The organism is Streptomyces sp. NPDC017529 (genome assembly GCF_044329785.1).
Lineage (GTDB): Bacteria > Actinomycetota > Actinomycetes > Streptomycetales > Streptomycetaceae > Streptomyces.
On record NZ_JBIRJY010000014.1, the window covers coordinates 101,561 to 127,767 of the forward strand.

Here is a 26,207-nt window from a genome sequence, read left to right on the forward strand (position 1 = left end):
GGCGGCGAATGAGCCGTATTGCGTGGTGGTCTGATTCACGTTGGTTGCTGGGATTTTGTCCTCCCGGCTGGCTTGCCGGTTGTTCAAGAGGACGTGCCCGGAGCCTAAATGGTTCATGCCTCGAAGGGAACGTGATGTGCGCGTCACTGGGGACTCACCCCAACGAGGTATCGAACACGTGAGCGAAAGTCTACTACCATGGACATCCTTACGGGTGGCGTCACATCGGCTCTACCGGGCCTCGGTACGCTCTGAGCGGCGACACCGCCACGACCGGGTCCGCGGAATGCGGACCACCAGTAATTCAGCGAGGAGCGAACCGCGTGACCGCCGAGATGTCCGTGCCGTCCACCGCAGTGCTGACCGGGGCAGACCGGGACGGTTCCAACTACACCGCGCGGCACCTGCTCGTCCTGGAGGGGCTGGAGGCCGTCCGCAAGCGCCCCGGCATGTACATCGGCTCGACGGACAGCCGCGGCCTGATGCACTGCCTCTGGGAGATCATCGACAACTCCGTCGACGAGGCGCTGGGCGGCTACTGCGACCACATCGAGGTAGTCCTCCATGAGGACGGTTCGGTGGAGGTGCGGGACAACGGCCGTGGCATCCCGGTCGACGTGGAGCCCAAGACCGGGCTCAGCGGCGTCGAGGTCGTGATGACCAAGCTGCACGCCGGCGGAAAGTTCGGCGGCGGCTCGTACGCGGCCTCCGGCGGTCTGCACGGCGTCGGCGCCTCCGTGGTCAACGCGCTGTCGGCGCGGCTGGACGTGGAGGTGGACCGCAACAGCAAGACCCACTCGATCAGCTTCCGCCGCGGCGTGCCCGGCATCTTCACCGAGTCCGGCCCCGACGCCCCCTTCGATCCGGCCAACGGCCTGCTCAAGGGCAAGCGGATCGCCAAGACGAAGACCGGCACCCGCGTGCGCTACTGGGCCGACCGGCAGATCTTCTTGAAGGACGCCAAGCTCTCCCTGGAGAACCTGCACGCGCGCGCCCGCCAGACCGCCTTCCTGGTGCCGGGCCTGACCCTGGTCGTACGGGACGAGCGCCGCGTCGAGAGCGAGGCGGTGACGGAGGAAACCTTCCGGTACGACGGCGGCATCAGCGAGTTCTGCGAGTACCTGGCGCAGGACAAGGCCGTCTGTGACGTGCTGCGCCTGTCCGGCCAGGGCACCTTCAAGGAGACGGTGCCGGTCCTGGACGACCGCGGCCACATGACGCCCACCGAGGTCACCCGGGAGCTGGGCGTCGACATCGCGCTGCGCTGGGGCACCGGCTACGACACCACCGTCAGGTCCTTCGTCAACATCATCGCCACCCCCAAGGGCGGCACGCACGTGTCCGGATTCGAACGGTCGGTGGCCAAAACCGTCAACGAGGCCCTGCGCGCCACCAAACTGCTGCGCGTCGCCGAGGACGACGTCGTCAAGGACGACGCCATGGAGGGCCTGACCGCGGTCGTCACCGTCCGGCTGGCCGAGCCGCAGTTCGAGGGCCAGACCAAGGAGGTGCTGGGCACCTCGGCGGCTTCCCGCATCGTCGCGCAGGTCGTGGCCAAGGAACTGAAGGCGTTCCTGACCTCCACCAAGCGGGACGCCAAGCAGCAGGCCCGCGCCGTCCTCGACAAGATCGTGGCGGCGGCCCGCACCCGCATCGCGGCCCGCCAGCACAAGGAGGCCCAGCGCCGCAAGACCGCGCTGGAGTCGTCCTCGCTGCCCGCCAAGCTGGCCGACTGCCGCAGTGACGACGTCGAGCGCAGCGAGCTGTTCATCGTCGAGGGCGACTCGGCGCTGGGCACCGCCAAACTGGCGCGCAACTCCGAGTTCCAGGCGCTGCTGCCGATCCGCGGCAAGATCCTCAACGTTCAGAAGGCGTCCGTTTCGGACATGCTCAAGAACGCCGAGTGCGGCGCCATCATCCAGGTCATAGGAGCCGGATCCGGCCGTACCTTCGACATCGACGCCGCCCGCTACGGCAAGGTCATCTTCCTCGCGGACGCCGACGTCGACGGTGCCCACATCCGCACCCTGCTGCTGACCCTCTTCCAGCGCTACATGCGCCCGATGGTCGAGCAGGGCCGGGTGTTCTCGGCCGTGCCGCCGCTGCACCGGGTCGAGCTGACGCAGCCCAAGAAAGGCCAGGACAAGTACATCTACACGTACTCCGACAACGAGCTGCGCCAGACCCTGCTGGAACTGCAGCGCAAGAACGTGCGTTACAAGGACAGCATCCAGCGCTACAAGGGCCTGGGCGAGATGGACGCCGACCAGCTCGCCGAGACCACCATGGACCCCCGCCACCGCACCCTGCGCCGCATCAACATCAGCGACCTGGAAACCGCCGAGAAGACGTTTGACCTGCTCATGGGCAACGACGTCGCGCCGCGCCGGGAGTTCATCACCAGCTCCGCCGCCACCCTGGACCTTTCCCGCATCGACACGTGACGGGAGTCCGCGGGGGCGCGTGAAGCGCCGCACGCGCCGGTACGGGCGCCTGTCCACCCACGGGTGGAGAGGCGCCCTCCGTTTTTCCACCCGCGGCCCACCCGTGCGCCGATCCGGGCGGCGGGGCGCGCTTCGTAGCGTCGACGGCGTTGTTGTTGCCACGCCACGGAGGCCCAGGTCATGAGCGGCTCGCTCAACGTTCTCGTCATCGTCGCGATCATCGCGCTGGTGGTCGTACGGCAGCTCAAACCGCAGCGGCTGGACGCGGACGGCAAGCGCTGGTGGCTGCTGCCCGCCGTCCTCGCCTTCATGGCGGTCCGCGAACCGGGGCTGCTGGACGCCGCGCACCCGGCGGAGTCCGGCGTCCTGCTGGCCGTGGGGGTCGCCATCGGGGCGCTCACGGGCGTGGCCTGGGCGTGGACCATGCGGGTCTGGACCGATCCGGACGGCGCGGTCTGGTCCTCGGGCCGCCCTGTGACCGCCGCGGCCTGGGTTCTCGGCGCGGCACTGCGGTTCGGCCTGTACGGCGTGGGGCTGCTGATGGGGGTCCATCTGGGTACCCAGGCCACGATGCTGTCCGTGGCCGCCACGCTGCTGGCCCGTACGGGCACCATGGTCTGGCGGGCCCAGACGCTGCGGCCGACGTACCGTGTTGCTGCCGGTGGCTGAGACCGAACGCCCCGGGAGCCCGTGCCGGAAGGACCGTTTGTGCAGCTGAGTTCCTGGACGAGCTGGCCCCTGCGGGAGGCGCTCTCCCGAGAGAGATTCAGCGGTTCACGGCTGTGGGTCGGGTGGGCCATCCGCATTCTGGTGCTGGCCGCCCTCCTGTGGAGCGCCGTGGCCGACCGGCAGTTCAGCGGTACGGGCGTGGCGCCTGGCCTGGCCGGGGCCGCGCTGTGCGGGGCCGTTCTGTGGGGCTTCTTCCGCACGACGCTCCAGCACCGGCTGTGGCCGTCGCTGGGCCTGCTGGCGCTTCTGGAGGCGGGCGCGATCGTCTTCCACCTGGAGGGTGCGACGGCGCCGGCCGCCGTGGTGTGGGGCGCCAGCGCCGTCGTCTCGATGCAGCGGCTGCCGCTGGCGGCGGCGGTGCCGTGCGTGGTGTTCTCCCTGGCCGCGTACGCCGTGCGCAGCCCGGACGGCTGGATGTCGGTCGGGACGACCGTCATCGGGCTCGGGCTGGCCGGGTACGTGCTGCGGCTGGACTCCGAGGCGCGCGGCAACGCACAGCGGCTGCTGGCCCAGGACCGGGCCGCCCGCAAGGCCGAGGCCGAGACGGCGGCGCTCGCGGAACGGGGGCGCATCGCCCGTGAGATCCACGACGTACTCGCGCACAGTCTGAGCGCGCAGCTGGTGCACCTGGAAGCGGCGCGGCTGCTCATCCAGGGCAGCGACGACCTGGAGAAGGAGCGCGAACAGATCTTGGCCCGGGTCGTGGCGGCTCGCAGCATGGCCAGGGAAGGGCTGGACGGCACCCGGCAGGCGCTGTCGGCGCTGCGCGGCGAGATGGCCCCGGTGGAGGACTACCTGCGCGATCTGACGGCCGCTGAGAGCGCGCGCCTGGAAGTGACGGGAGAACGCCGCGAACTGTCCCCCGAAGCCGGGCTCGCGCTGCGCAGGGTGGCGCAGGAGGCGCTCACCAACGTACGCAAGCACGCTCCGGGCGCACGGGTGACCGTGCGGCTCGGCTACGGGGAGGACGAGGTAAGCCTGGAAGTACGGGACTCCGGCGCGCGCAGGAAACCCAGATCGGGCAGGCCGGGGCCGCTCCGGGATCTCGGCACGTCCGGTTCCGGGTACGGTCTCCTGGGGATGCGGGAGCGCGCCGAACTCCTCGGCGGAACGCTGGAGTCCGGTCCTGCCGAGGAGGGTTTCGTGGTGCGGTTGAGGGTGCCGGCATGACGGCGCGAGTGGTGGTCGCCGACGACCAGACCGTGGTGCGCGAGGGAATCGTGATGCTGCTGGGGCTGCTGCCGGGGATTGAGGTGGTGGGCTCGGCGGGGGACGGCGAGGAAGCTGTACGGCTCGCCGGCGAACTGGCCCCGGACGTCGTCCTGATGGACCTCCGTATGCCCCGCTGCGACGGCGTCGAGGCGACCCGGCGCATCCGGTCGGAACACCCGGGTACCGAGGTCGTGGTGCTGACGACCTACGCCGACGACGACCACCTCTTCCCGGCCCTGGAGGCAGGGGCGCGCGGCTACCTGACCAAGGACGCGGACGGCGACGAGATCGTACGGGCCATCGAGGACGTCCTGTCGGGGCAGGCGGGACTGTCGCCGAAGGTGCAGCGGCGGCTGCTGGAACGGTTCGCCGAACCCGTACGGAAGCCGGCCGCGGCGGCGCCCGCCCAGCCGCCGGACGGGCTGACCGCGCGCGAGGTGGAGGTGCTGCGGCTGGTCGCCGAGGGGCTGTCCAACCCGGAGATCGCCCGGTCGCTGCACGTCTCGAACGCGACCGTGAAGACGCACATCAACAACCTTTTCGCCAAGGCCGGGCTGCGGGACCGGGCCCAGGCGATCCACTACGCGTACCGGCACGGTCTCGCACAGCCGCCCGGAGCGTCCATCACCTGATGGGGTGATGGTGGAGCAGGAGCCGTGTCCAGCGGCCGTGTTGACCCGGCCGTATCGACCCGTGACGCGAGCCGGTGGGGGCGGCCGTCAGACCCACACGTAGCGGTGCTCCGGGCGGCCGGTCTCGCCGTACCTGAGGCTGAGGCGGACCCGCCCGGCGCGTTCGAGGAGCTTCAGGTAACGCTGGGCGGTCTGTCGGCTCAGGCCCGCCTGCCGGGCCACTTCCTGGGCGGACAGCGGCGCTTCGGCCGACCGCAGGACGGAACGTACCCGGTCGGCGGTCGCCGTCGAGTGCCCCTTGGGCAGCTCTGCGGGCCCGGCGTTGGCGCCGCCCAACGCCCCGAAGATCCGGTCGACTTCCGACTGTTCTGCCTGGCCGCCGCCCTCGAAGGTGCGGTGCAGAGCCGCGTAACCCTCCAGCTTGGAGCGGAGACCGGCGAAAGTGAACGGCTTGACCAGGTACTGCAGCGCGCCCTGGCGCATGGCCGCCTGGACGGTCGCGATGTCGCGGGCCGCGGTCACCATGATCACGTCGGTCTGCAGGCCGCGCTGCCGCAGGTGGGAGACCAACTGGAGGCCGGTTCCGTCGGGCAGGTAGTGGTCCAGGAGGACGAGGTCGACGGGGAGCGTCTCCAAGGCGGCCAGTGCTTCGGCGGCGGAGTGGGCGAGACGGATGACACGGAAGCCCGCGATCTTCGCGACGTAAGCAGCGTTGATCTCGGCGACCCGCACGTCGTCGTCCACGACCAGTACGTCGATCATCGCGCGCCCCCCGGAGCGTCACCGGGCCGTCGACCGTCCGCCACACACCCGCCCGGACCTGCGGTTTCCCCACCCTCGGAATGCCGTGCACCCGCAACGGCGCCATCCACCGTGCCGGGCACACCGGACGGCTGCTCCGGTGGGTCATCGGAAAGCGCGTCGGACAGTGCGTCCGGGAGGGTGACGGTGAACACCGCGCCGCCTCCAGGGCACTCGCCCACCTCGGCAGCACCGCCGTACCGCTCCGCGAGCCGGCGTACGAGCGCGAGACCGATGCCGCGTCGCCCGTGCGCCGGAGGCTCCTTGGTCGTCCAGCCTTCGGTGAAGATCTCCGCGCGCCGGGGCTCGGGCACCCCGGGACCGTTGTCGCGGACCCGGACCACGGCGGTGCGCCCCTCGGCCAGGATCTCCACCTCGACCCGGGCACCGGGCCGCCCGGCCGTGGCGTCCAGGGCGTTGTCGACCAGATTGCCGAGGACGGTGACCAGGCTGTGCGGGTCCACCACGCGGTCGGGCAGCCGGCTGCCGGCGGACATGCTCAACGAGACGCCGCGCTCGGTGGCGACCGTCGCCTTGCCGACGAGGAGGGAAGCGACCAACGGGTCGCGCACCCGCTCGGTGACCTGTTCGGCGGTCGCCCGGTGCACGCCCACGGCCTGGGTGACGAACTCCGCGGCCTCCTCGTGCAGGCCGAGTTCGAGGAGGCCGAGCAGGGTGTGGAGGCGGTTGGCGTGCTCGTGGTCCTGGGCGCGCAGCGCGTCGATGAGCCCGCGGGTGCCGTCCAGCTCACGGCCCAGCCGCTCCAGCTCGGTACGGTCGCGCAACGTCACCACGGCACCGCCGTCGTCGGTCGGCATCCTGTTGACCACCAGGACGCGCTGCCCGCTGACGGCGAGCAGATCGGCACCGCGAACCCGCCCGGCCAGGACCTCGGCGGTACGGCCCGGCGGCAGCGCGTCCTCCAGAGGACGGCCGGTGTCCTCGGCACGCAGGTCGAGGAGGCGCTGCGCCTCGTCGTTCAGCAGCCGGATCCGGCCGCGTTCGTCGAGCGCGATGAACCCCTCGCGGATGCCGTGCAGCATCGCCTCGCGCTCGGTGAGCAGCGCGGAGATGTCGGAGAAGGCCAGGCCATGGGTGCGGCGCTGGAGACGCCGGGCGACGAGGTAGGCGGCCAGCGCGCCGACGGCGAGCGCCCCGCCGGCGTACGCGAGCAGCTGCGGCACCGTGGACAGCAGCCGTTCCTGGACACTCTCGTACGCGATGCCGACCGAGACGGCGCCGACGATGCCGCCCTTCTCGTCGCGCAGCGGTACCTTGCCGCGCGCGGAGCGGCCGAGAGTGCCCTCGTCGATCTGCATGACCTCGTGGCCCGCCAGGACGCCGCTGGGGTCGGTGGAGACGCGCCGCCCGATCTCGTCCGGGTCGGTGTGGGACCAGCGCACGCCCCGTACGTCCATGATCACGACGTATTCCGCCCCCGTGGCACGGCGGATCCGCTCCGCCTCGTTCTGCACGGGGCCGTTGCGGGCGGGGCGGGAGCCCTCCAGCGCGTCGTCGAGGCGGGACTCGGCGGCGGTGGTCTGGGCTATGGCGAGGGCACGGCGCATCGCCTGGTCGTCGAGCTGCGCGCCGAGCGGAGCGAGGAAAAGTCCGGTGACGAGCGCTGTCACACCGGCGGCGATGGCGAGCTGCATCAGCAGCACCTGGGCGAAGACGCGGCGGGGCCAGCCCAGGCGGGGGCGCAGGCCCGACAGCGCGGTGCGAAGCCCGCCGCCGGTGCCCCGGCCGGCACCCTGCCGCGCGTCGATCTCGTCCCTCACGCCCATACGAACGAACAGTAAGCGGGGCGGCGTCCGGCCGGGTAATCCGCCCGGCGAGGGCAGTGGGCAGCGTGACAGACGTCAGCCGACGAAGCCCCGGATGAAGCCCTGACGAAGCCTGTGGATAAGCGCCGCGGAGGTTATCCACAGGCCTTTCGCGACCTTTCCGAGCCCGCCTAATCTCGCAGAGTCACAGCGAAGCTACCGTCCGCGAGAGACGGACGGGTCGGGGGAGGCGACGGCATGAGGCCGACGGGTGCGGTGAGGCGCGTACTGCGCCGATGGCGCGGGCGCTTGGCGAGGCGGACTGGCGCGGGGCGCGAGAGTCCGGCGGAGGGGGCGTCGGGCGGGGCGGCGTCAGGCGAGGCGGCGTATGGACGGCACGGCCATGCGGGATGGCTTGCCGAGCGGGGAGCCGCAGCTGGCGGGGGCCGGGGTGCCGTCTGCGCGCTGCTCGACCGTGACCTGCCAGGACCGGCCGTCGCGATGGGCGACGACGACAGTCCAGACAGGTGTGGAGGTAGCGCGAACGCGCGGCGGTGGGCCCGCAGAGGCCGGTGCGCCCGCGGGGGACGGTGCGACCGAGGGAAACGGTGCGGCTTCGGTGTGCACGACGTCGAGCGCATCTGCTCGGTCCTCGCGTATCAGCTCACGGACCGCGAGATCGGCGGCTTGCGCCGGCCGCTCCCAGGTCGACCGGCCCCGGCAGTGGTCCAACAGGATCCGGCCCTCGCGCGCCGATTCCACGGCGTCCTTGACCAGGGGAGCGGAAGCCCGCCCATAGGCGTATCCGTAGGGCAGGACGAAGAGGGTGGGGGAGAAGCGGTGACCGCCGATGTGGGTCACTTCCCACGCCTCGACCCCGCTGGCGGCAAGCTCCGCGGCCAGCGGCCGCCCAAGCACGGCGCAGCAGCGGTCACGCTTGCCGTTGGTGCAGACGAAGACCAGCGGCTCACCGACATATGGCCCCCAGAGCCCGTCGTGCTCGCCGCCACCCAGCCGGACGAAGTCGAGGCCCAGCAATGGTTCTGTGTTGGCGAGAGTGGTGGTGCGGATCCAGGCACGGCCTGGCGCAGTGTGCGCGACAAAGACCCGGCGGCCGTTGGCGCCACGACCATCCGCGTGCCGACCCGGCCGGCGGATCAGGGCGACACGTACGCCCGTGCCGCCCGCCGCCGCCTCCAGGGCGCGGCCGATACGCGGTTCGAGGTGGCTTTCGGTCAGCGCATTGGTGCCCCAGGGCCCGGCCTGTTCGACGAGCAGCCAGGTCCGGGCCGTGGCCGAAGTGCCCGCGACGGGCTCGGCGCCATCGCGGGAAGCGGCTGCGCAGTTGCTCACATAGGTAAGCCTAACCTCAATTGATACGCCCGCGACCCCGGAATGGAGCTAATGGAACCAACGAGAACTACGAGAACTACTGGAGGCCTGAATCGGGATCGATTTGGTTCGGTGGTGCACTCGTCACGGCTGGGCCGCGCTCGCCGTGGAGGTGCGGGGTGGTGGCGCGAGCGAGGACCGTAACCACTCGTATCCGGCTCCGCTGTAGAGGAGTTGGGGCCTGGCGGTACATAGCTACGCCACCTGGCCCGGCAAGGGGGTGTGGCAGCCAAGGCCCGTCGAACGCGACGCACAAGGAGCAGCGAGGGGCCTGCTCCGCTCGCGGGTGGGCGTAGTCAACACCGCGGGGGAGCAATCGCCTTGGCGGCTTCGGGGGTGGCGGGCTGGAACCCGGCCATGAAGGGAGGGTGGCGGGTTGCGCCCAGTCCACACCGAGGACCTAGTTGTATTGATCACGAGCGTTGTTGACACTCGCGGGGCTTGATCAATGGCGAAGACCTCCGGTGTGGTGGAGATGTCTAGGCTTCACCGCACAACGGAGGTCTTCGTGTCCCACCGTAATGCCCGACTGACCGTTCATGGCAGGCGGCTGCTGGTCGAGCGGGTCCGTCTTGGCCGTCCGGTCGCGCATGTCGCGGCCGAGATGGGTGTCTCACGGACCACCGCACACAAGTGGATCCGACGGTTTGCGGCCGAGGGCGAGGCCGGCCTGCTGGATCGGACCAGCAGGCCGCACCGGACCCCGCACCGCACCGCGGATTGCCTGGAGGACCGGGTCTGCCGACTGCGGACGACCCGCACACTCGGTCCGGCCCGGCTGGGTCCGATCCTGGGCCTGCCGCCCTCCACCGTCCACCGGATACTGGTCCGGCACGGTCTGAACCGTCTCGCCTTCCTGGACCGGTCCACCAAAACCGTGATCCGCCGCTATGAGCGCAACCGCCCCGGCGAACTGGTCCACGTCGATGTCAAGAAACTCGGCCGCATTCCCGCCGGCGGCGGCTGGCGCGTCCACGGCCGGGCCGGCAGCCGGCTCACCAAGACCGGCGTCGGCTTCGACTACATCCACTCCGCCGTCGATGACCACAGCCGCCTGGCCTACAGCGAAGTCCACCCCGACGAGAAGGTCGCCACCTGCGCCGGCTTTCTGCGCCGAGCAGCCGCCCACTTTGCCCGCCACGGCATCTCCCGCATCGAGCGGGTCCTGACGGACAACGCCTGGTCCTACCGCAAAGCCGCCGCCTGGCGGCAAGCCCTGGCCGAACCCGGCGCGACCGGCAAACGCACCCGCGCCTACCGGCCGCAGACCAACGGCAAAGTCGAACGCTTCAACCGCACCCTGCTCGACGAGTGGGCCTACCTCCGGCCCTACGCCAGCAACGAAGAACGCACCGCGACCCTGGACGACTTCCTGCACACCTACAACTACCATCGCTGCCACACCGCACTCGGAGGCCAGCCACCCATCACCCGCGTGAACAACCCTGCGGGTCAATACACCTAGGACCAGGTCCAGGGTCCCAGGTCCTTGGCAGGCCGTACCTTGACGCGCGCAGCGGCCGAAGGTGGCGCCGTCGGCTCGCTCGTCCGCTCGTTGACACCAACCGTTGAGGCCAACGTCTGGAGGGCGATGAGCACTTCCGCCTGGTGCTCGCGGGGGGCGATGACGGATGCGATGGCGGTGGTGGGGCTCAGGGGCGGTGGTCTTGGCGGGTGCCCGGCGTCGGTGCTCGGCGTCGGTGCCTGGCGGCGGTGGCGGTGCCCCGGGCGTCGTGGGCTGAGCCTTGGTGACTGCGCCTGACGGAACGCTGGACGGAGGGGAGGGGCGGGGGCGGGGGGCGGGGGGAGGTAAGGAAGCGTTTGCTCGGGCCCCACCTTGAGGTGCCGCCCGCCGGTTGCCACCCGCCGATCGCCCCCCCCGGGCACCGCAGCCCCACCCCTCCCACGCACCCCCGTCCCCGTCCTCACGCACCCCCGTCCCCCTGTGCCCCCGCGTCCCCGCGCCCCCGCCCCCCCACTCCCCTTAAGGCAGTGGCCGCGGTGGGCGAGGTCCCTGGTAGTGGCCGCTGGGGCGGATGCGCATGGGGTGTTCCTGGTACTCCTCCAGCGCGTGGGCGATCCAGCCCGCGGTGCGGGCTACCGCGAAGACCGTTTCGCCGGCCTCGGTGGCCATGCCCGTCGATACGGTCAGTACGGACAGGGCGAGGTCCACGTTGGGGTGCAGGGGGGTGTGCCGGGCGGTTGTCGCGGCCACATCGCGTGCCGCGCGTAGTGCCGTAGCGGCTTGCGGCACGTCCTCCAGGAGGCGGAACAGGGCGCGGGCGCGCGGGTCTTCGCCTGGGTAAAGGCGGTGGCCCAGTCCGGGCACGCGGTGTCCGGCGCGCAGGTGGTCCGCGACGACGGCTGCCGCGCTGCCTCGTTCCAGTACCTCCAGCAGCATGCGGTGTGCGAGGCCGCTGGCGGCGCCGTGCAGAGGGCCGTCGAGGGCGCCGAAGCCGGCCGACACGACCGCGTACGGGTGGGCCCTCGCCGAGGCGGCCACCCGGGCGGCCAGGGTGGAGGAGGCGAGGTCGTGGTCGATGAGGAGGACGAGGGCCGCGTTCAGTACGTGGAGTGATGCCTCGTCGGGCGGTTCCGGGGTGAGGCGCGACCAGAGACGGTGGGCGAGCGGGATCGGGTCCGTTGCGCGGCCCTCCCGGCCTACGCTGCTCTCCCAGCCCTGCCGGCCCTCGCGGCTCTCCCGGCCCGCGCCGCCCTCTTGGCCCTCCCGGCTCTCCCTGCCGTCCAACCGAGGCAAAGCCTCGACGAGTACCGGGATCAGAGCGCGTGCCGTGTCCAGTACGGCGTCTTCGGACAGGTCGAAGCGGAGTGGGTCGGCGGCGGCCGCGGCCACGACTGCTACCCGCAACCGGTCCATCGGGCCGCTGTGGGCGGGGAGTGCCGCGACGGCCTGGCGGGCGGCGTCGAGGGCTTCGTCGGGGGCGGTGAAGCGGATGCCGGGGCGCAGGGTGCCGGTCCAGAGCCAGTCGGCGACCTCTTCGTAGCCGTAGTGGTCGGCCAGTTCGGCGGTGTCCACGCCGCGGTAGTAGCAGTGGTCCTTGTCGATGAGGGTGATGCCGGTGCGGATCGCCAGGTCGCCGCCGGAAGCGGGCGGTTCGCGGCGCGCGGCGCGCCGGGCGAGTGCGTCCACCTCCTTGGCGTCGAAGGTGCTGCCTCGTCCGCCGGGGGCCCGTCGGCTGGTCAGCTGGCCGCGGCTGACGTACGCGTAGACCGTCTCCGGCTTCACGCCGAGCCGTTCGGCCGCCTCGCGGGTGCTCAGCCTCCGGGTGCCGCCGTCGCCGCTGTCCGTTTCGTGATCCGCCATGGGGCTCACCGTATCGACTCCCGACCGCATCGACATTGATTCAATCAACATTGACACCTGTTGAGTCAAGGATAGACAGTCGGATCAATATCCGGGAGCCCGCAGTAACGCGGACTCGGAGTGAAGGAGGACCGTCATGCCGATGGCCGAGGCCGTCACGACCGTCGACGTGCCCCGCGGGCTCGCGGGCGTGATCGTCACCGAGACCGAGCTGGGGGACGTACGGGGCGGGGAGGGCTTTTATCACTACCGCCAGTACTCCGCCGTCGAGCTCGCGCAGAGCCGTACCTTCGAGGACGTCTGGCACCTGATGTTCCGCGGCTTCCTGCCGGACGCGGAGCAGCGCGTCGCCTTCGCCGCGGAGACCGCGCGGCTCCGCCACCTGCCCGCGTCCGTGCAGGACGCGCTGCCCGGCATCGCCCGCGCCGGTGCCCGCAGCGGCCCGCTCGCCGGTCTGCGTACCGCGCTCTCACTGCTCGGCGCCGCCGCGGGTTTCCAGCCCCTGTACGACATCGACCGCGGGCAGCGCGGTGCGGACGCGCTCGTCGCGAGCGCCGCGGTGCCCACCGTGCTCACCGCTCTGTACCGCCTCGGCCGGGGCCTGACGCCCGTCGAGCCGCGGGACGACCTCCCGTACGCCGCCAACTACCTCTACATGCTCACCGGCGAGGAGCCGGAGCCCGCGCGTGCCGGTGCCGTCGAGCGGTATCTGATCTCCACCATCGACCACGGGTTCAATGCCTCGACCTTCACCGCCCGGGTCATCGCCTCCACCGGCGCCGATCTCGCGGCATGCCTGGCCGGCGCGGTGGGCGCGCTCTCCGGGCCGCTGCACGGCGGGGCACCCAGCCGCGCCCTGGACGCCCTCGACGCCATCGGAAGCCCGGACCGTATCGACGAGTGGATCCGCGAACGGGTGCGGAAGGGCGAGCGGATCATGGGCTTCGGGCACCCGGTCTACCGCACCGAGGACCCGCGTTCGCGCATGCTGCGCGACATCGCCCGGGGCTTCGGCGGGCTGCTCGTGGACTTCGCGGTGCGGGTGGAGGAGCGGGTCGAGGCGCTCCTCGCCGAGCTGAAGCCCGGACGGGAACTGCACACCAACGTCGAGTTCTACGCGGGCGTGGTCATGGAGCTGTGCGGTCTGCCGCGTGAGATGTTCACCCCCACGTTCTGTGCGGCCCGGGTGATCGGGTGGAGCGCCAATATCCTGGAGCAGGCGGACGACTCGAAGATCATCCGACCGGCGGCCCGCTATGTGGGTCCGCCCCCGCCGCAGCCGGTGCCCGCCGCGCTGAACTGACGGCGCGCCGGACCGACGGCGCGCCGCCGTACCGACGAACGACGATGGAGGCGCCCCCTTGGCCCCGCAGGCCCCGCCACAGATCCCGGTCATCGTGCTCGCCGGATTTCTCGGATCCGGTAAGACGACCCTGCTCAACCACCTGCTGGGCCGCAGCGGCGGCAGCCGCGTCGGCGCGGTCGTCAACGACTTCGGCAGCATCGAGATCGACGCCATGACGGTGGCCGGACAGGTCGACTCGATGGTCTCCCTGGGCAACGGGTGCCTGTGCTGCGCCGTGGACACCAGCGAACTGGACGAGTACCTGGAACGGCTGGCCCGGCCGTCGGCCCGTATCGACGTCATCGTCATCGAGGCGAGCGGGCTGGCCGAGCCGCAGGAACTCATCCGCATGATCCTGGCCAGCGAGAACGACCGCATCGTCTACGGCGGGCTGGCCGAGGTCGTCGACGCGGCGGAATTCCGGGCGACCCGGGCCCGGCATCCGGAGATCGACCGGCATGTGGCCATCGCCGATCTGGTGGTCCTGAACAAGGCCGACCGGATCGGGGAGGAGGAGCAGCGCGCGCTCCTGGCCACCCTCGCCGAGCTGAGCCCGGGGACGCCGGTCGTGCCTGCCGCGTACGGGCGGATCGACCCGGAGCTGTTCTTCGACCGCAAGCCGCGTGACGCGGACGACGAGGCGGTCCGTCAGCTGTCCTTCGAGGACCTGTTCCGCGAGGAGGCGGAAGGGGAGGCCGCAGCGGGCGGGGAGGTGCCCGGGGAGCAGGCGTGCGGCGAGCACGGGCCGGGATGCCACGGCCACCACGGGGCCGGCCGCCACCTCCACGCCGGCTACGAGAGTGTCGAGTTCGTCTCGGACGAGCCCATGAATCCGCGCCGGCTCATGGCCTTCCTGGACAGCAGGCCCGCCGGTCTCTACCGGATCAAGGGGTTCGTCCACTTCGACGTGCCCGAGAACCGCCAGAAGTTCGCCGTGCACGCGGTCGGCGACTTCCTGCGGTTCTATCCCTCGCCGTGGCAGCCGGGCGAGGAGCGCCGCACCCAGCTCGTCCTGATCGGCAGCGGGGTCGACGCGGCGGCGCTGCGCAAGGAACTGACGGACTGCCGGGAGACGGGGCCGGAGCGCGCCGAGCCGGACAGCATGTGGGGGGTGCTGCGGTACGTACCGTCCGCCGGGGAGCCCGGGGGCTTCGTTCCGGGGGAGTCCGGTGAGCCCGCGGACTTCACGTCGGGGGAGCCCGGCGAGCCGACGGACTTCGCACCGGGGGAGCCCGAGGACTTCGACGAGCCGCAAGCCGGACGGTAGAGCGATCCCGCGCAAGGGCGGGGTCCCGGGGCGGCCGCAGCCGCCGGGGACCCCGCCCTCACACCATCTCGCCCCTACACCGGCCCGGCCAGCGCCGCGACCGGCTTCGTCAGCGGTACGCCGGAGCCGTCCCGCCGCGGGTCCGGCTCCGGCAGGTTGACCGGCGCGCCCTTGGCGTCCGCCGCCCGTACCGGGGCGGCGCCGGCCCAGGCGAGCGTGAGGCAGTCCTCGCCCTTCAGGAACCGCTGGCAGCGCACGCCGCCGGTCGCCCGGCCCTTGCGCGGGTACTGGTCGAAGGGGGTGAGCTTGGCCGTCGCGGCCGAGTCGTCGAGCGTGCCGTGCGAGCCGGAGACCGTGAAGACCATGGCATCGGCGGCCGGGTCGACCGCCGAGAAGAAGACGACCTTGGCGTCCGCCCCCAGCTTGATGCCCGTCATGCCGCCCGCGGGCCGGCCCTGCGGCCGCACCTGCGCCGCCGGGTAGCGCAGCAGCTGCGCCTCGTCGGTGATGAAGACCAGGTCCTCCTCGCCCGTGCGCAACTCCACCGCGCCGATGATGCGGTCGCCCTCCTTGAGGGTGATGACCTCCAACTCCTCCTTGTGCGAGGGGTAGTCCGGCACGACGCGCTTGACGATGCCCGCTTCGGTGCCGAGCGCCAGGCCCGGCGAGGACTCGTCCAGCGTCATCAGGCAGATCAGCCGCTCGCCGTCCTGGAAGCTGAGGAACTCCGAGACCGGTGCGCCGCCGGAGAGGTTCGGCCCGGCGGCCGTGTCGGGCAGCTGCGGCAGGTCGACCACCTGGATCCGCAGCAGCCGGCCCGCCGACGTGACCGCGCCCACCTCGCCGCGTGTGGTGGCCGGCACCGCCGAGACGATCACGTCGTGCTTGGCGCGCCGGGCGTCGGCGTCGAAGCCGACCTCGCCGTTGGCGGTACGGGCCAGCAGTCCCGTCGAGGACAGCAGTACCCGGCACGGGTCGTCGGCGACCTCCAGCGGCACCGCGGCCACCGGCGCGCCCGCCGACTCCAGCAGGACCGTACGCCGGTCGGTGCCGTACTTCTTGGCCACGGCGGCCAGCTCGCCGGAGACCAGCTTGCGCAGCTCGCCGTCCGATTCGAGGATCTTGGTCAGCTCCTCGATCTCGGCCGTGAGCTTGTCGCGCTCCGACTCCAGCTCGATGCGGTCGAACTTGGTCAGCCGGCGCAGCGGGGTGTCGAGGATGTACTGCGTCTGGACGTCGCTCAGCGCGAAGCGGTCCATCAGGCGCTCCTTGGCCTGCGCGCTGTTCTCGCTGGAGCGGATGAGGCGGATGACCTCGTCGATGTCCACCAGGGCCGTGAGCAGGCCCTCGACCAGGTGGAGGCGGTCCCGCTTCTTGGTGCGGCGGAACTCGCTGCGCCGGCGCACCACGTCGAAGCGGTGGTCGACGTAGACCTCCAGCAGCTCCTTGAGGCCCAGCGTCAGCGGCTGGCCGTCCACCAGCGCGACGTTGTTGATGCCGAAGGACTCCTCCATGGCCGTGAGCTTGTAGAGCTGCTCCAGGACGGCTTCCGGGTTGAACCCGTTCTTGATCTCGATGACCAGGCGCAGGCCGTGCTGGCGGTCGGTGAGGTCCTTCACGTCCGCGATGCCCTGGAGCTTCTTCGCGCCCACCAGGTCCTTGATCTTGGAGATGACCTTCTCGGGGCCGACCGCGAACGGCAGTTCGGTGACGACCAGGCCCTTGCGGCGGGGTGTCACATTCTCGATCGCGACCGTGGCGCGGATCTTGAACGTGCCGCGGCCGGACTCGTACGCGTCCCGGATGCCGCTCAGGCCCACGATCCGTCCGCCGGTCGGCAGGTCCGGGCCCGGCACGTACTTCATCAGCGTGTCGAGGTCCGCGTTCGGGTGCTTGATCAGGTGGCGGGCGGCGGCGATGACCTCGCCGAGGTTGTGCGGCGGCATGTTCGTCGCCATGCCGACCGCGATGCCGGAGGCGCCGTTGACCAGCAGGTTCGGGTACGCGGCGGGGAGGGCGACCGGCTCCTGCTCCTGGCCGTCGTAGTTCGGTGCGAAGTCGACCGTGTCCTCGTCGATCGACTCCGTCATCAGGGAGGTCGCCGAGGCCATCTTGCACTCGGTGTACCGCATGGCCGCGGGCGGGTCGTCGTTGCCGAGCGAGCCGAAGTTGCCGTGCCCGTCCACCAGAGGCACCCGCATCGAGAAGGACTGCGCCATCCGGACCAGGGCGTCGTAGATGGAGGCGTCGCCGTGCGGGTGGAGTTTACCCATCACCTCGCCGACGACCCGGGCGCACTTGACGTAGCCGCGCTCGGGGCGCAGCCCCATCTCGTTCATCTGGTAGAGGATGCGGCGGTGCACGGGCTTGAGGCCGTCGCGGGCGTCCGGAAGGGCGCGGGAGTAGATGACCGAGTAGGCGTACTCAAGGAAGGAGCCCTGCATCTCGTCGACGACGTCGATGTCGAGGATCCTCTCCTCGAAGTCGTCCGGCGGCGGGGTCTTCGTGCTACGGCGGGCCATCGCGGCTGCGGCTCCTTCGCTTGCGTCCTGCTGCTTGCCGATGCGGGATCAACGTTCGGGTCTGACGCGGACCATTGTGGCCCGCCCCACTGACAACGCCGACCGCGACCCTCCCCGGTCCGTCGGACGGGGTGGCCGCGAGGACCGCTCGTACGAGGCAGCCCGGACGGGAACTTCGCCATAGCTCGGCGCGCTTGCATACAGTGACAGAACTTCCTCGCAAGCGGATCGAAGGGACGTACATGCCCATGGGTCACACGGCCACAGAACAAGCCGGCTCCGGCGGCCTGACAGCGACCGAGCACCGGCTGGCCAACGGCCTGCGTGTGGTGCTCTCCGAAGATCACCTGACCCCGGTCGCCGCGGTCTGCCTCTGGTACGACGTGGGCTCGCGCCACGAGGTCAAGGGCCGCACCGGCCTGGCGCACCTCTTCGAGCACCTCATGTTCCAGGGCTCCGCCCAGGTCAAGGGCAACGGACACTTCGAGCTGGTGCAGGGCGCCGGCGGCTCGCTGAACGGCACCACGAGTTTCGAGCGCACGAACTATTTCGAGACCATGCCCGCCCACGAGCTGGAGCTCGCGCTCTGGCTGGAGGCGGACCGCATGGGCTCCCTGCTGACGGCGCTGGACGAGGAGTCGCTGGAAAACCAGCGCGACGTCGTCAAGAACGAGCGCCGCCAGCGCTACGACAACGTTCCCTACGGCACGGCCTTCGAGAAGCTGACGGCCATGGCCTATCCGGAGGGGCACCCGTACCACCACACCCCCATCGGCTCGATGGCCGACCTGGACGCCGCCTCCCTGGAGGACGCGCGGGCGTTCTTCCGTACGTACTACGCGCCCAACAACGCGGTCCTGTCGGTCGTCGGCGACATCGACCCCGAGCAGACCCTCGCCTGGGTGGAGAAGTACTTCGGCTCCATCCCCGGCCACGAGGGCAAGCGGCCGCCGCGCGACGGCTCCCTCCCGGACGTCATCGGGAAGGAGCTGCGCGAGGTCGTCGCGGAGGACGTGCCCTCCCGCGCACTGATGGCCGCCTACCGCCTCCCGCAGGACGGCACCCGCGAGGCCGACGCGGCCGACCTGGCGCTGACGGTCCTGGGCGGCGGCGAGTCCTCGCGCCTGTACAACCGGCTGGTGCGCCGCGACCGTACGGCCGTGGCCGCGGGATTCGGCCTGCTGCGGCTGGCCGGCGCCCCGTCGCTCGGCTGGCTGGACGTGAAGACCTCCGGTGGCGTCGAGGTGCCGGAGATCGAGAGCGCCGTGGACGAGGAGCTGGCCCGCTTCGCGGCCGAGGGGCCCAGCCCCGAGGAGATGGAGCGCGCGCAGGCCCAGTTGGAGCGCGAGTGGCTGGACCGGCTCGCGACGGCCTCCGGGCGCGCCGACGAACTGTGCCGCTTCGCCGTCCTCTTCGGTGACCCGCAGCTCGCCCTGACCGCCGTGCAGCGCGTCCTGGAGATCACCCCGCAGGAGGTGCAGGAGGTCGCCAAGGCCCGGCTGCGCCCCGACAACCGCGCGGTGCTCGTGTACGAGCCGACCGAGCCCACCGCCGCCGAGGACAACGACGAGGAGGCGGCCCAGTGAGCGACGCCGTCAACAGCACGATGACCTTCCACCCGCAGCCGTCCGGCGGCGAGCCCAAGCCGTGGGCCTTCCCGGCCCCCGAGCGCGGGCAGCTGCCCAACGGGCTGACGGTGCTGCGCAGCCACCGCCCCGGCCAGCAGGTCGTCGCGGTCGAGATCGACATCGTCGCGCCCCTGGAGGCCGAGCCGGCCGGCCTGGACGGCGTCGCCACGATCATGGCGCGTGCCCTGTCCGAGGGCACCGACAAGCACGACGCCGAGGAGTTCGCGGCCGAGCTGGAGCGCTGCGGCGCCACGCTCGACGCGCACGCCGACCACCCCGGCGTGCGCGTCTCCTTGGAGGTGCCGGCCTCCCGGCTGGAGAAGGCGCTCGGCCTGCTCGCCGACGCCCTGCGGGCCCCGGCCTTCCCCGACGGCGAGGTCGAGCGCCTGGTGCGCAACCGCCTCGACGAGATCCCGCACGAGCTGGCCAACCCGGCCCGGCGCGCCGCGATGGCGCTGTCCAAGGAGCTGTTCCCGGCCGACTCCCGGATGTCCCGGCCGCGCCAGGGCACCGAGGAGACCGTCTCCCGTATCGACGCGGCGGCCGTCCGTGCCTTCTACGAGGCCCATGTGCGCCCCGCGACGGCCACGGCCGTCGTCGTCGGCGACCTCACCGGCGTGGACCTGGAGGCGGCCCTCGCCGACACCCTCGGCTCCTGGACGGGGTCGCCCGCGGAACCGGTGAAGGCCAGCCCGATCACCGCCGACGACACCGGCCGCGTCGTGATCGTCGACCGCCCCGGCGCCGTGCAGACCCAGCTGCTGATCGGCCGCATCGGCCCGGACCGGCACGACCGCGCCTGGCCCGCCCAGGTGGTCGGCACGTACTGCCTGGGCGGCACCCTCACCTCCCGCCTGGACCGGGTGCTGCGCGAGGAGAAGGGCTACACCTACGGGGTGCGCTCCTTCGGCCAGGTGCTGCGCTCCTCGGCGGCGGGCGACGGCGCCGCGATGCTCGCCATCAGCGGCTCGGTGGACACCGCCTCCACAGGACCGGCGCTGGAGGACCTGTGGAAGGTGCTGCGCACCCTCGCCGACGGGGGCCTGACGGACGCCGAGCGTGACGTCGCCGTGCAGAACCTCGTCGGCGTGGCGCCGCTGAAGTACGAGACCGCCGCCGCCGTCGCGGGCACCCTCGCCGACCAGGTGGAGCAGCAGCTCCCGGACGACTTCCAGGCGCAGCTGTACGCGCGGCTGGCGCAGACCGGCACGGTCGAGGCGACCGCGGCGGTTGTCAGCGCCTTCCCGGCGGACCGGCTGGTGACGGTTCTGGTGGGTGACGCCTCCGAGATCGCGGAGCCGGTCAAGGCGCTCGGCATCGGCGAGGTGACGGTCGTCGGCGGCTGACGGGTCGTGACTCCGGCGGGCTGACGGCCTGCCACGAGAAGATCCAGTGGTGCGCGCGTGCCACTGGATCTTCTTTATGTCCCAATTGCTGGGAGCGGTTGCCTGATGGCCGTGTGACGTACGGCACAAAACATCAGTTCTGTTTGCCGATTGAAAGTTGCCCCGTTTAGCGTCGATCCGACTGTCCGCCAGACCGACGCCGCAACCGCGGCACGGGCAGTCATCGCCGAGTCCCCGTACGGCGCGAGCCAGGGGAGCCGGGGACCCATGTCCCTTGGGGTGAATCGGACGCCTTCCCGGAGGTGCCCGTAGGAGACCTTCCTGCTCCGAACCCGTCAGCTAACCCGGTAGGCGAGAGGGAAGGAAAGGACACAGCCAGCCCATGGCGTTCACCCGTGCCACCGGGAAGCACCGTGGTCCGAGCCGCAGCGCGCGGACGACCCGTAACCTCGCCGGCATAGCCACGCTCGCCGCGTCCGGCGTCATCGCCTCCGTCGCCTCCCCGGCCCTCGCGGCCGGCAACCCGGACGACGCGAACGCCCACGACACCGGCTTCCACCAGGCCGTCGTCCTCGGTGACGAGCTGGCCGAGCAGATCGAGGCGCAGGCCGACGCGCAGCAGGAGGCCGCCGACGCCGCCGCCGCGCAGGCCAAGGCCGAGGCCGAAGCCCGGCAGCAGGCCGCGGAGGCCAAGCGCAAGGCCGACGCCGAGGCGAAGAAGGAGCGCGAGGCCCAGGAGCGCGCCGCCCGCGAGGCGGAGCGCAAGCGCCTGCTGACGTACGTCGCGCCCCTCGACAGCTCCTACGTCTCCACCAGCTACAAGGCGTCCAGCGGCCTGTGGTCCTCCGGCAGCCACACCGGCATCGACTTCCACGCCTCCTCCGGCACCTCCGTGCACGCCGTGGGCTCGGGCACCGTCGTCGAGGCCGGCTGGGGCGGCGCGTACGGGAACAACGTCGTCATCAAGATGAACGACGGCACCTACACCCAGTACGGCCACCTGTCGTCGATCAACGTCTCGGTCGGCCAGACCGTCACCCCGGGCCAGCAGATCGCCCTGTCGGGCAACACCGGCAACACCACCGGCGCGCACCTGCACTTCGAGGCCCGCACCTCGGCGGAGTACGGCTCGGACATCGACCCGGTCGCCTACCTGCGCTCGCACGGCGTCAACGTCTGACGCGCGCCCGCTCCCTCCGCTTGGTGCCCCGGCCGCCGCGGCCGGGGCACCGGTGTATCCGGGCCTGCCCTGGTCGCCTCGCCTTCCGCGTTCCTGGCCAAAAAATATCCATGAATTCGCCGAGGCCGCCGGATAAAGCCTGCCCGTCGAATAGAGTCGCGGAAATGCCGTCGGCCGACGGCAGGTGCGGACGATTCCAGGGGATTACGGCGGAGGCACGGACGATGCGAGGCCATATTTCCGCGCATGCGGTGTGCACGGCGATCCGCGAAGACATCGTGAGCGGCGTTCTGCCGCCGGGCAGCCGGCTGATCGAGGAACTGCTCGCCGGCCGTTACGGGGTCTCCCGCGTTCCCGTACGCGAGGCGCTGCGGACGCTGGAGTCCGAGGGCTTCGTCACCATCAGGCACCACGCCGGCGCCTGCGTGGCCACACCCACCGAGCGGGAGGCGGCCGACCTGCTGGACATCCGCGGCCTGCTGGAGCCGCTGGGCGCCGCCCGCGCCGCCGCCCGCCGCACCACCGCGCACCTCAAGGTGCTGCGCGGGGTGGTACGGCTGGGCCGTGAGCGCGTCCGGCAGGGGCAGCGCGCCGAGCTGCGTCAACTGGACGGCTGGTTCCACGAGACGCTCGCCCAGGCGTCGGGCAGCGCCAGCATGGCGGCGCTGCTCACCCAGCTGCGACGCAAGATCGACTGGATGTACGCGGTCGAGCCCCCGGTGCGCGAGGACCGGTCGTGGGAAGAGCACGGGGCGGTGCTGGACGCGGTGGCCCGCGGCGACGCGGAGCGGGCGCGCGCCCTGATGGCGGCGCACATCGAGCGCTCGCGCCCGGCGTACCGGCTGCGCCGGCCGACCGCCGCGCCGGCCGTGAGGGAACCGAAACAGTCCGTAAACACGTTGCGCGCCGGGAATTAACAAGGCCGCCGTATACAAGCGATACAGGGTTTTACCGGAAAATGCGCAGGGGTCGGACACCTGTGGACCGGTTGCCTATGGGCCGGAATGCGGGTCGGTCGCCGCGTTACGGATTCTTCGGCCGATTCCGCGATTTCGTATTCGCCGTGCCGTAAAGGCTCGGCGGGCAGTCGTGCGCGCAAGGAAAACGACCCCGCCCGGCGCCGGAAAACCGGCTACCGCGGCGGGGTCGCGCGCGCTGTGACCCGCGAAGGGGTTCAGACGGTCTCCGGGAGCTCCTCAAGGCCCTCGGCGACCAGCTTGGCGAGGCGGTCGAGCGCGGCGTCGGCGCCCTCGGCGTCGGAGGCCAGCACGATCTCCTCGCCGCCCTGGGCGCCCAGGCCCAGCACGGCCAGCATGGAGGCCGCGTTGACCGGGTTGCCGTCGGCCTTGGCGATCGTCACGGGAACCCCGGCGGCGGTGGCCGCACGGACGAAGATCGAGGCGGGGCGGGCGTGCAGACCCTCGGCCCAACCGACATTGACGCGGCGCTCAGCCATGGTGTTGCCCTTCAAGTCGTTGAGGTTGTCTAGACCAGTGTCTCATGCTGCCGGGAGTGCTCCGGCAGGCCGCGGCGGTGCTTTCCGCAGGCCGTCGGCACGCTACCGGCAGGTCACGGGCGCGCGGCCGGACCGTCCGCCATCCGGGACCCGCCATCCGGGACCGCCACCCGGGCCCCCGGCCCGTCCCAGCCTGCCCCGGCCCGTACGGCCACGCATGCCGAGCCGGTTGTCGGTGGCGGGTCGTACGCTGTCCCCCATGCAGAGCCCGTCGGACAGCGTCTACCCGGCCCACTGGGAAGCCGATGTCGTGCTGCGCGACGGCGGCACCGCGCGCATCCGCCCCATCACCCCCGACGACGCGCAGCGCCTGGTCTCGTTCTACGAACAGGTGTCGGACGAGTCGAAGTACTACCGTTTCTTCGCGCCCTACCCGCGCCTGTCCGACCGCGACGTGCACCGCTTCACCCACCACGACTACGTCGACCGGGTCGGCCTGGCGGCCACCGTGGGCGGCGAGTTCATCGCCACCGTCCGCTACGACCGCATCGACGAGCGCGGCCGCCCCGCCAAGGAGTCCGGCGCCGACCAGGCCGAGGTCGCCTTCCTGGTACAGGACGCCCACCAGGGCCGCGGCGTGGCCTCCGCGCTGCTGGAGCACATCGCCGCGGTCGCCCGCGAGCGCGGCATCCGCCGGTTCGCCGCCGAGGTGCTGCCCGCCAACTCCAAAATGATCAAGGTCTTCACGGACGCCGGGTACACCCAGCAGCGCACCTTCGAAGACGGCGTGGTGCGCCTGGAGTTCGACCTGGAGCCCACCGAGCAGTCCATGGCGGTGATGCGCGGCCGCGAGCAGCGCGCCGAGGCCCGCTCCGTGCAGCGCCTGCTCGCGCCCGCCTCGGTGGCCGTCGTCGGCACCGGCCGCGCCCCCGGCGGCGTCGGCCGCTCCGTCCTGCGCAACCTCCTCGGCTCCGGCTTCGCGGGCCGCGTCTACGCGGTCAACCACGCCTTCCCCGAGGGCGGCGCCCCCCTCGCCCCCGAGGGCGTGCCCGGCCACCGCTCGGTGTCCGAGATCCCCGAGCCCGTCGACCTCGCCGTGGTCGCCGTTCCCGCAGCCCAGGTGCCCGACGTGGTCCGCGACTGCGGCGAGCACGGCGTCCGCGGCCTGGTGGTCCTCTCCTCCGGGTACGCCGAGTCCGGCACCGAGGGCCGCGAGCGGCAGCGCGCCCTGCTGCGGCAGGCCCGCTCGTACGGCATGCGCCTCATCGGCCCGAACGCGTTCGGGCTGATCAACACCGCGCCCGCCGCCCGCCTGAACGCCTCGCTCGCCCCGCAGCTGCCCGGCGCCGGGCGCATCGGCCTGTTCACACAGTCGGGGGCGATCGGCATCGCGCTGCTCAGCGGCCTGCACCGGCGCGGTCCCGGCGACGGCTCGATCGCCGGCATCTCCACCTTCCTGTCGGCCGGCAACCGCGCCGACCTCTCCGGCAACGACCTGCTCCAGTACTGGTACGACGACCCCGCCACCGACGTCGCGATCCTCTACCTGGAGTCGATCGGCGACCCGCGCAAGTTCATGCGCCTGGCCCGCCGCACGGCCGCCGTCAAGCCCGTCGTCGTCGCCAAGGGCGCCCGCCACACCGGCACCGCGTCCCTCGGCCACACCGTCCCCACCGTCCGCATCCCCGACAGCACGGTCTCGGCGCTGATGCGCCAGGCCGGCGTGATCCGCGTCGACACGGTCACGGAGATGGTCGACGCCGGGCTGCTGCTCGCCTCCCAGCCGCTGCCCCACGGGCCGCGCGTCGCCATCCTCGGCAACTCCGAGGCCCTCGCCCTGCTGACGTACGACGCCTGCCTCACCGAAGGGCTGCGGCCGCTGCGGCCCCACGTCCTGGCCGCCGCGGCCACCCCGGAGGACTTCCGTACGGCCCTGTCCGCGGCCCTGGCCAACGGGCTCTGCGACGCCGTCGTCGTCACGGCCATCCCGTGGGTGGGGGAGGAGGGCGTGGCCTCCCCCGGCGAGGGCGCCGACCTCGCCGCGGCGCTGCGCGAAGCCGCCTCGGCCGCGGCCCCCGCGAAGCCGGTCACCGTCGTGCACCTGGCCATGGACGCCCTCGCCGACGCGCTGGCGGCCCCGCCGCCGGCCGCCCGTGCCCCGGAGGGCCGTACGGCTCCCGGCGACGCCGCCGAAGCTCCGCGGAGCCCCGCGACGGCCCCCTCCGACACGCCCGGCGGCAGCACGCCCCCCGGCACCCCGCCCGTTCCCCTGATACCGGTCTACCCCGCCGCCGAGCGCGCCGTCCGGTCGCTCGCCCAGGCCGCGTGGTACGCCAAATGGCGCCGGGATGCCGCCGACCCCGGCCGGGTGCCCGAGTACGAGGACATCCAGGAGGCCGCCGCCGGCGCCGACATCGACCGGCTGCTCGACGAGCTCGCCCGGCACGCCGACGTCACCCGCTCCGTCCCGCTGCCCCCCGACGACGCCCACGCCCTCCTGGACCGCTACGGCATCCCCGTCCGCCCCGCCCTCGCCGCCCCCGACCCGGACACCGCCGTACGCGCCGCGGCGCGCCTGGGCTACCCGGTCGCCCTGAAGACCACGGCGCCGCACCTGCGGCACCGCCCCGACCTCGGCGGTGTCCGCCTCGACCTGCCCGGCGAGCCGGAGCTGCGCCGCGCCTACGCCGAGCTGACCGACTTCCTCGGCAAGCCGGCGGAGCTGCGCCCGGTCGTCCAGCCGATGGTGCCGCGCGGCGTCGACACGGTCATCCGCGCCGCCATCGACCCGGCCGCCGGCGCCGTACTGTCCTTCGGCCTGGCCGGCGCCCCCTCGCAGCTCCTCGGCGACACCGCGCACCGCCTCATCCCCGCCACCGACCGTGACGTCGCCGAGCAGGTGCGGTCCATCCGCACCGCCCCGCTGCTGTTCGGCTGGCGCGGCAGCCAGCCGGTGGACACGGCCGCCCTGGAGGACCTGCTGCTGCGGGTGTCCCGGCTGGTCGACGACCACCCCGAGGTCGTCGGCGTCGACCTGGAGCCGGTCGTCGTGGCCCCGCACGGCCTCGCCGTCCTGGACGCCACGGTCCGCCTGGCCCGCCCGCCGGCCACCACCGACCTCGGCCCCCGCCGACTGCCCGCCTACTGAGACCTCCCGGCCGG

General features: G+C 72.0%; 18 protein-coding genes and 1 riboswitch. Of the genes, 12 read left to right on the forward strand and 6 right to left on the reverse strand.

All coding sequences use genetic code 11. The features are described 5' to 3' along the window. Positions 1–323: 323 nt before the first annotated feature. From ACH4K4_RS29195 to ACH4K4_RS29210, 4 genes are all read left to right on the forward strand, one after another. Positions 324–2,444, forward strand: a complete 2,121-nt coding sequence (locus tag ACH4K4_RS29195) for a type IIA DNA topoisomerase subunit B (protein WP_398171449.1) — start codon at positions 324–326, stop codon at positions 2,442–2,444. A gap of 180 nt (positions 2,445–2,624) precedes the next feature. Continuing rightward, positions 2,625–3,113 carry a DUF1453 domain-containing protein gene (locus ACH4K4_RS29200; protein WP_398171451.1) on the forward strand — a complete coding sequence of 163 codons (489 nt, stop codon included), beginning with the start codon at positions 2,625–2,627 and terminating at the stop codon, positions 3,111–3,113. A 39-nt stretch (positions 3,114–3,152) separates the two neighbouring features. Further along, positions 3,153–4,343: a sensor histidine kinase gene (locus tag ACH4K4_RS29205; RefSeq protein WP_398171453.1), complete on the forward strand. Its 1,191-nt coding sequence runs from the start codon at positions 3,153–3,155 to the stop codon at positions 4,341–4,343. Continuing rightward, positions 4,340–5,017, forward strand: coding sequence for a response regulator (locus tag ACH4K4_RS29210; RefSeq protein ID WP_398171454.1), 678 nt, complete (start codon positions 4,340–4,342; stop codon positions 5,015–5,017). The genes ACH4K4_RS29205 and ACH4K4_RS29210 overlap by 4 nt, the downstream gene beginning before the upstream one ends. A gap of 87 nt (positions 5,018–5,104) precedes the next feature. Here ACH4K4_RS29210 and ACH4K4_RS29215 read toward each other — a convergent pair whose 3' ends face one another. The 3 genes from ACH4K4_RS29215 to ACH4K4_RS29225 all read right to left on the reverse strand — a co-directional run bounded on the left by ACH4K4_RS29215 (position 5,105) and on the right by ACH4K4_RS29225 (position 8,937). After that, the gene (locus tag ACH4K4_RS29215; RefSeq protein ID WP_398171455.1) at positions 5,105–5,779 is read right to left on the reverse strand and encodes a response regulator; all 675 of its coding nucleotides are present in this window, start codon (positions 5,777–5,779) and stop codon (positions 5,105–5,107) included. After that, on the reverse strand, positions 5,776–7,473 hold the full coding sequence (locus ACH4K4_RS29220; RefSeq protein WP_398171506.1) for an ATP-binding protein: 1,698 nt from the start codon (positions 7,471–7,473) through the stop codon (positions 5,776–5,778). The genes ACH4K4_RS29215 and ACH4K4_RS29220 overlap by 4 nt, the downstream gene beginning before the upstream one ends. A 483-nt stretch (positions 7,474–7,956) precedes the next feature. After that, positions 7,957–8,937 carry a sucrase ferredoxin gene (locus ACH4K4_RS29225; RefSeq protein WP_398171456.1) on the reverse strand — a complete coding sequence of 327 codons (981 nt, stop codon included), beginning with the start codon at positions 8,935–8,937 and terminating at the stop codon, positions 7,957–7,959. Positions 8,938–9,484: 547 nt separating this feature from the next. Between ACH4K4_RS29225 and ACH4K4_RS29230 the strand changes: the two genes are divergently transcribed. Then, positions 9,485–10,441: an IS481 family transposase gene (locus tag ACH4K4_RS29230; protein ID WP_398171507.1), complete on the forward strand. Its 957-nt coding sequence runs from the start codon at positions 9,485–9,487 to the stop codon at positions 10,439–10,441. Positions 10,442–10,960: 519 nt separating this feature from the next. Here the strand turns inward: ACH4K4_RS29230 and ACH4K4_RS29235 are convergent. Further along, a complete protein-coding gene (locus ACH4K4_RS29235) occupies positions 10,961–12,301 on the reverse strand; it encodes a citrate/2-methylcitrate synthase (RefSeq protein WP_398171458.1) in 1,341 nt (446 codons plus the stop codon). A 136-nt stretch (positions 12,302–12,437) separates the two neighbouring features. On the opposite strand from ACH4K4_RS29235, the gene ACH4K4_RS29240 reads away from it, so the two are divergent. Next, positions 12,438–13,604, forward strand: coding sequence for a citrate synthase (locus ACH4K4_RS29240; protein WP_398171460.1), 1,167 nt, complete (start codon positions 12,438–12,440; stop codon positions 13,602–13,604). Positions 13,605–13,662: 58 nt separating this feature from the next. Continuing rightward, entirely contained in the window at positions 13,663–14,913 is a 1,251-nt protein-coding gene (locus tag ACH4K4_RS29245; protein ID WP_398171461.1) for a CobW family GTP-binding protein, read from the forward strand. A 74-nt stretch (positions 14,914–14,987) separates the two neighbouring features. Here ACH4K4_RS29245 and ACH4K4_RS29250 read toward each other — a convergent pair whose 3' ends face one another. Next, a complete protein-coding gene (locus tag ACH4K4_RS29250; RefSeq protein ID WP_398171463.1) occupies positions 14,988–17,435 on the reverse strand; it encodes a DNA topoisomerase (ATP-hydrolyzing) subunit A in 2,448 nt (815 codons plus the stop codon). Between the two features lie 248 nt (positions 17,436–17,683). Here ACH4K4_RS29250 and ACH4K4_RS29255 point away from each other — a divergent pair, with 248 nt between their 5' ends. From ACH4K4_RS29255 to ACH4K4_RS29270, 4 genes are all read left to right on the forward strand, one after another. Then, on the forward strand, positions 17,684–19,021 hold the full coding sequence (locus ACH4K4_RS29255; protein WP_398171508.1) for a M16 family metallopeptidase: 1,338 nt from the start codon (positions 17,684–17,686) through the stop codon (positions 19,019–19,021). Between the two features lie 20 nt (positions 19,022–19,041). Beyond that, positions 19,042–20,409: a M16 family metallopeptidase gene (locus tag ACH4K4_RS29260; RefSeq protein WP_398171509.1), complete on the forward strand. Its 1,368-nt coding sequence runs from the start codon at positions 19,042–19,044 to the stop codon at positions 20,407–20,409. A 214-nt stretch (positions 20,410–20,623) separates the two neighbouring features. After that, positions 20,624–20,778: riboswitch (cyclic di-AMP (ydaO/yuaA leader) on the forward strand. Between the two features lie 13 nt (positions 20,779–20,791). Continuing rightward, the gene (locus tag ACH4K4_RS29265; RefSeq protein WP_398171465.1) at positions 20,792–21,589 is read left to right on the forward strand and encodes a M23 family metallopeptidase; all 798 of its coding nucleotides are present in this window, start codon (positions 20,792–20,794) and stop codon (positions 21,587–21,589) included. A 224-nt stretch (positions 21,590–21,813) separates the two neighbouring features. Then, positions 21,814–22,506, forward strand: coding sequence for a GntR family transcriptional regulator (locus ACH4K4_RS29270; protein WP_398171466.1), 693 nt, complete (start codon positions 21,814–21,816; stop codon positions 22,504–22,506). A 257-nt stretch (positions 22,507–22,763) separates the two neighbouring features. Here ACH4K4_RS29270 and ACH4K4_RS29275 read toward each other — a convergent pair whose 3' ends face one another. Beyond that, positions 22,764–23,045 carry an HPr family phosphocarrier protein gene (locus ACH4K4_RS29275; RefSeq protein WP_030021209.1) on the reverse strand — a complete coding sequence of 94 codons (282 nt, stop codon included), beginning with the start codon at positions 23,043–23,045 and terminating at the stop codon, positions 22,764–22,766. Positions 23,046–23,304: 259 nt separating this feature from the next. On the opposite strand from ACH4K4_RS29275, the gene ACH4K4_RS29280 reads away from it, so the two are divergent. Continuing rightward, positions 23,305–26,193: a GNAT family N-acetyltransferase gene (locus ACH4K4_RS29280; protein ID WP_398171467.1), complete on the forward strand. Its 2,889-nt coding sequence runs from the start codon at positions 23,305–23,307 to the stop codon at positions 26,191–26,193. The last annotated feature ends 14 nt before the right edge of the window (positions 26,194–26,207 follow it).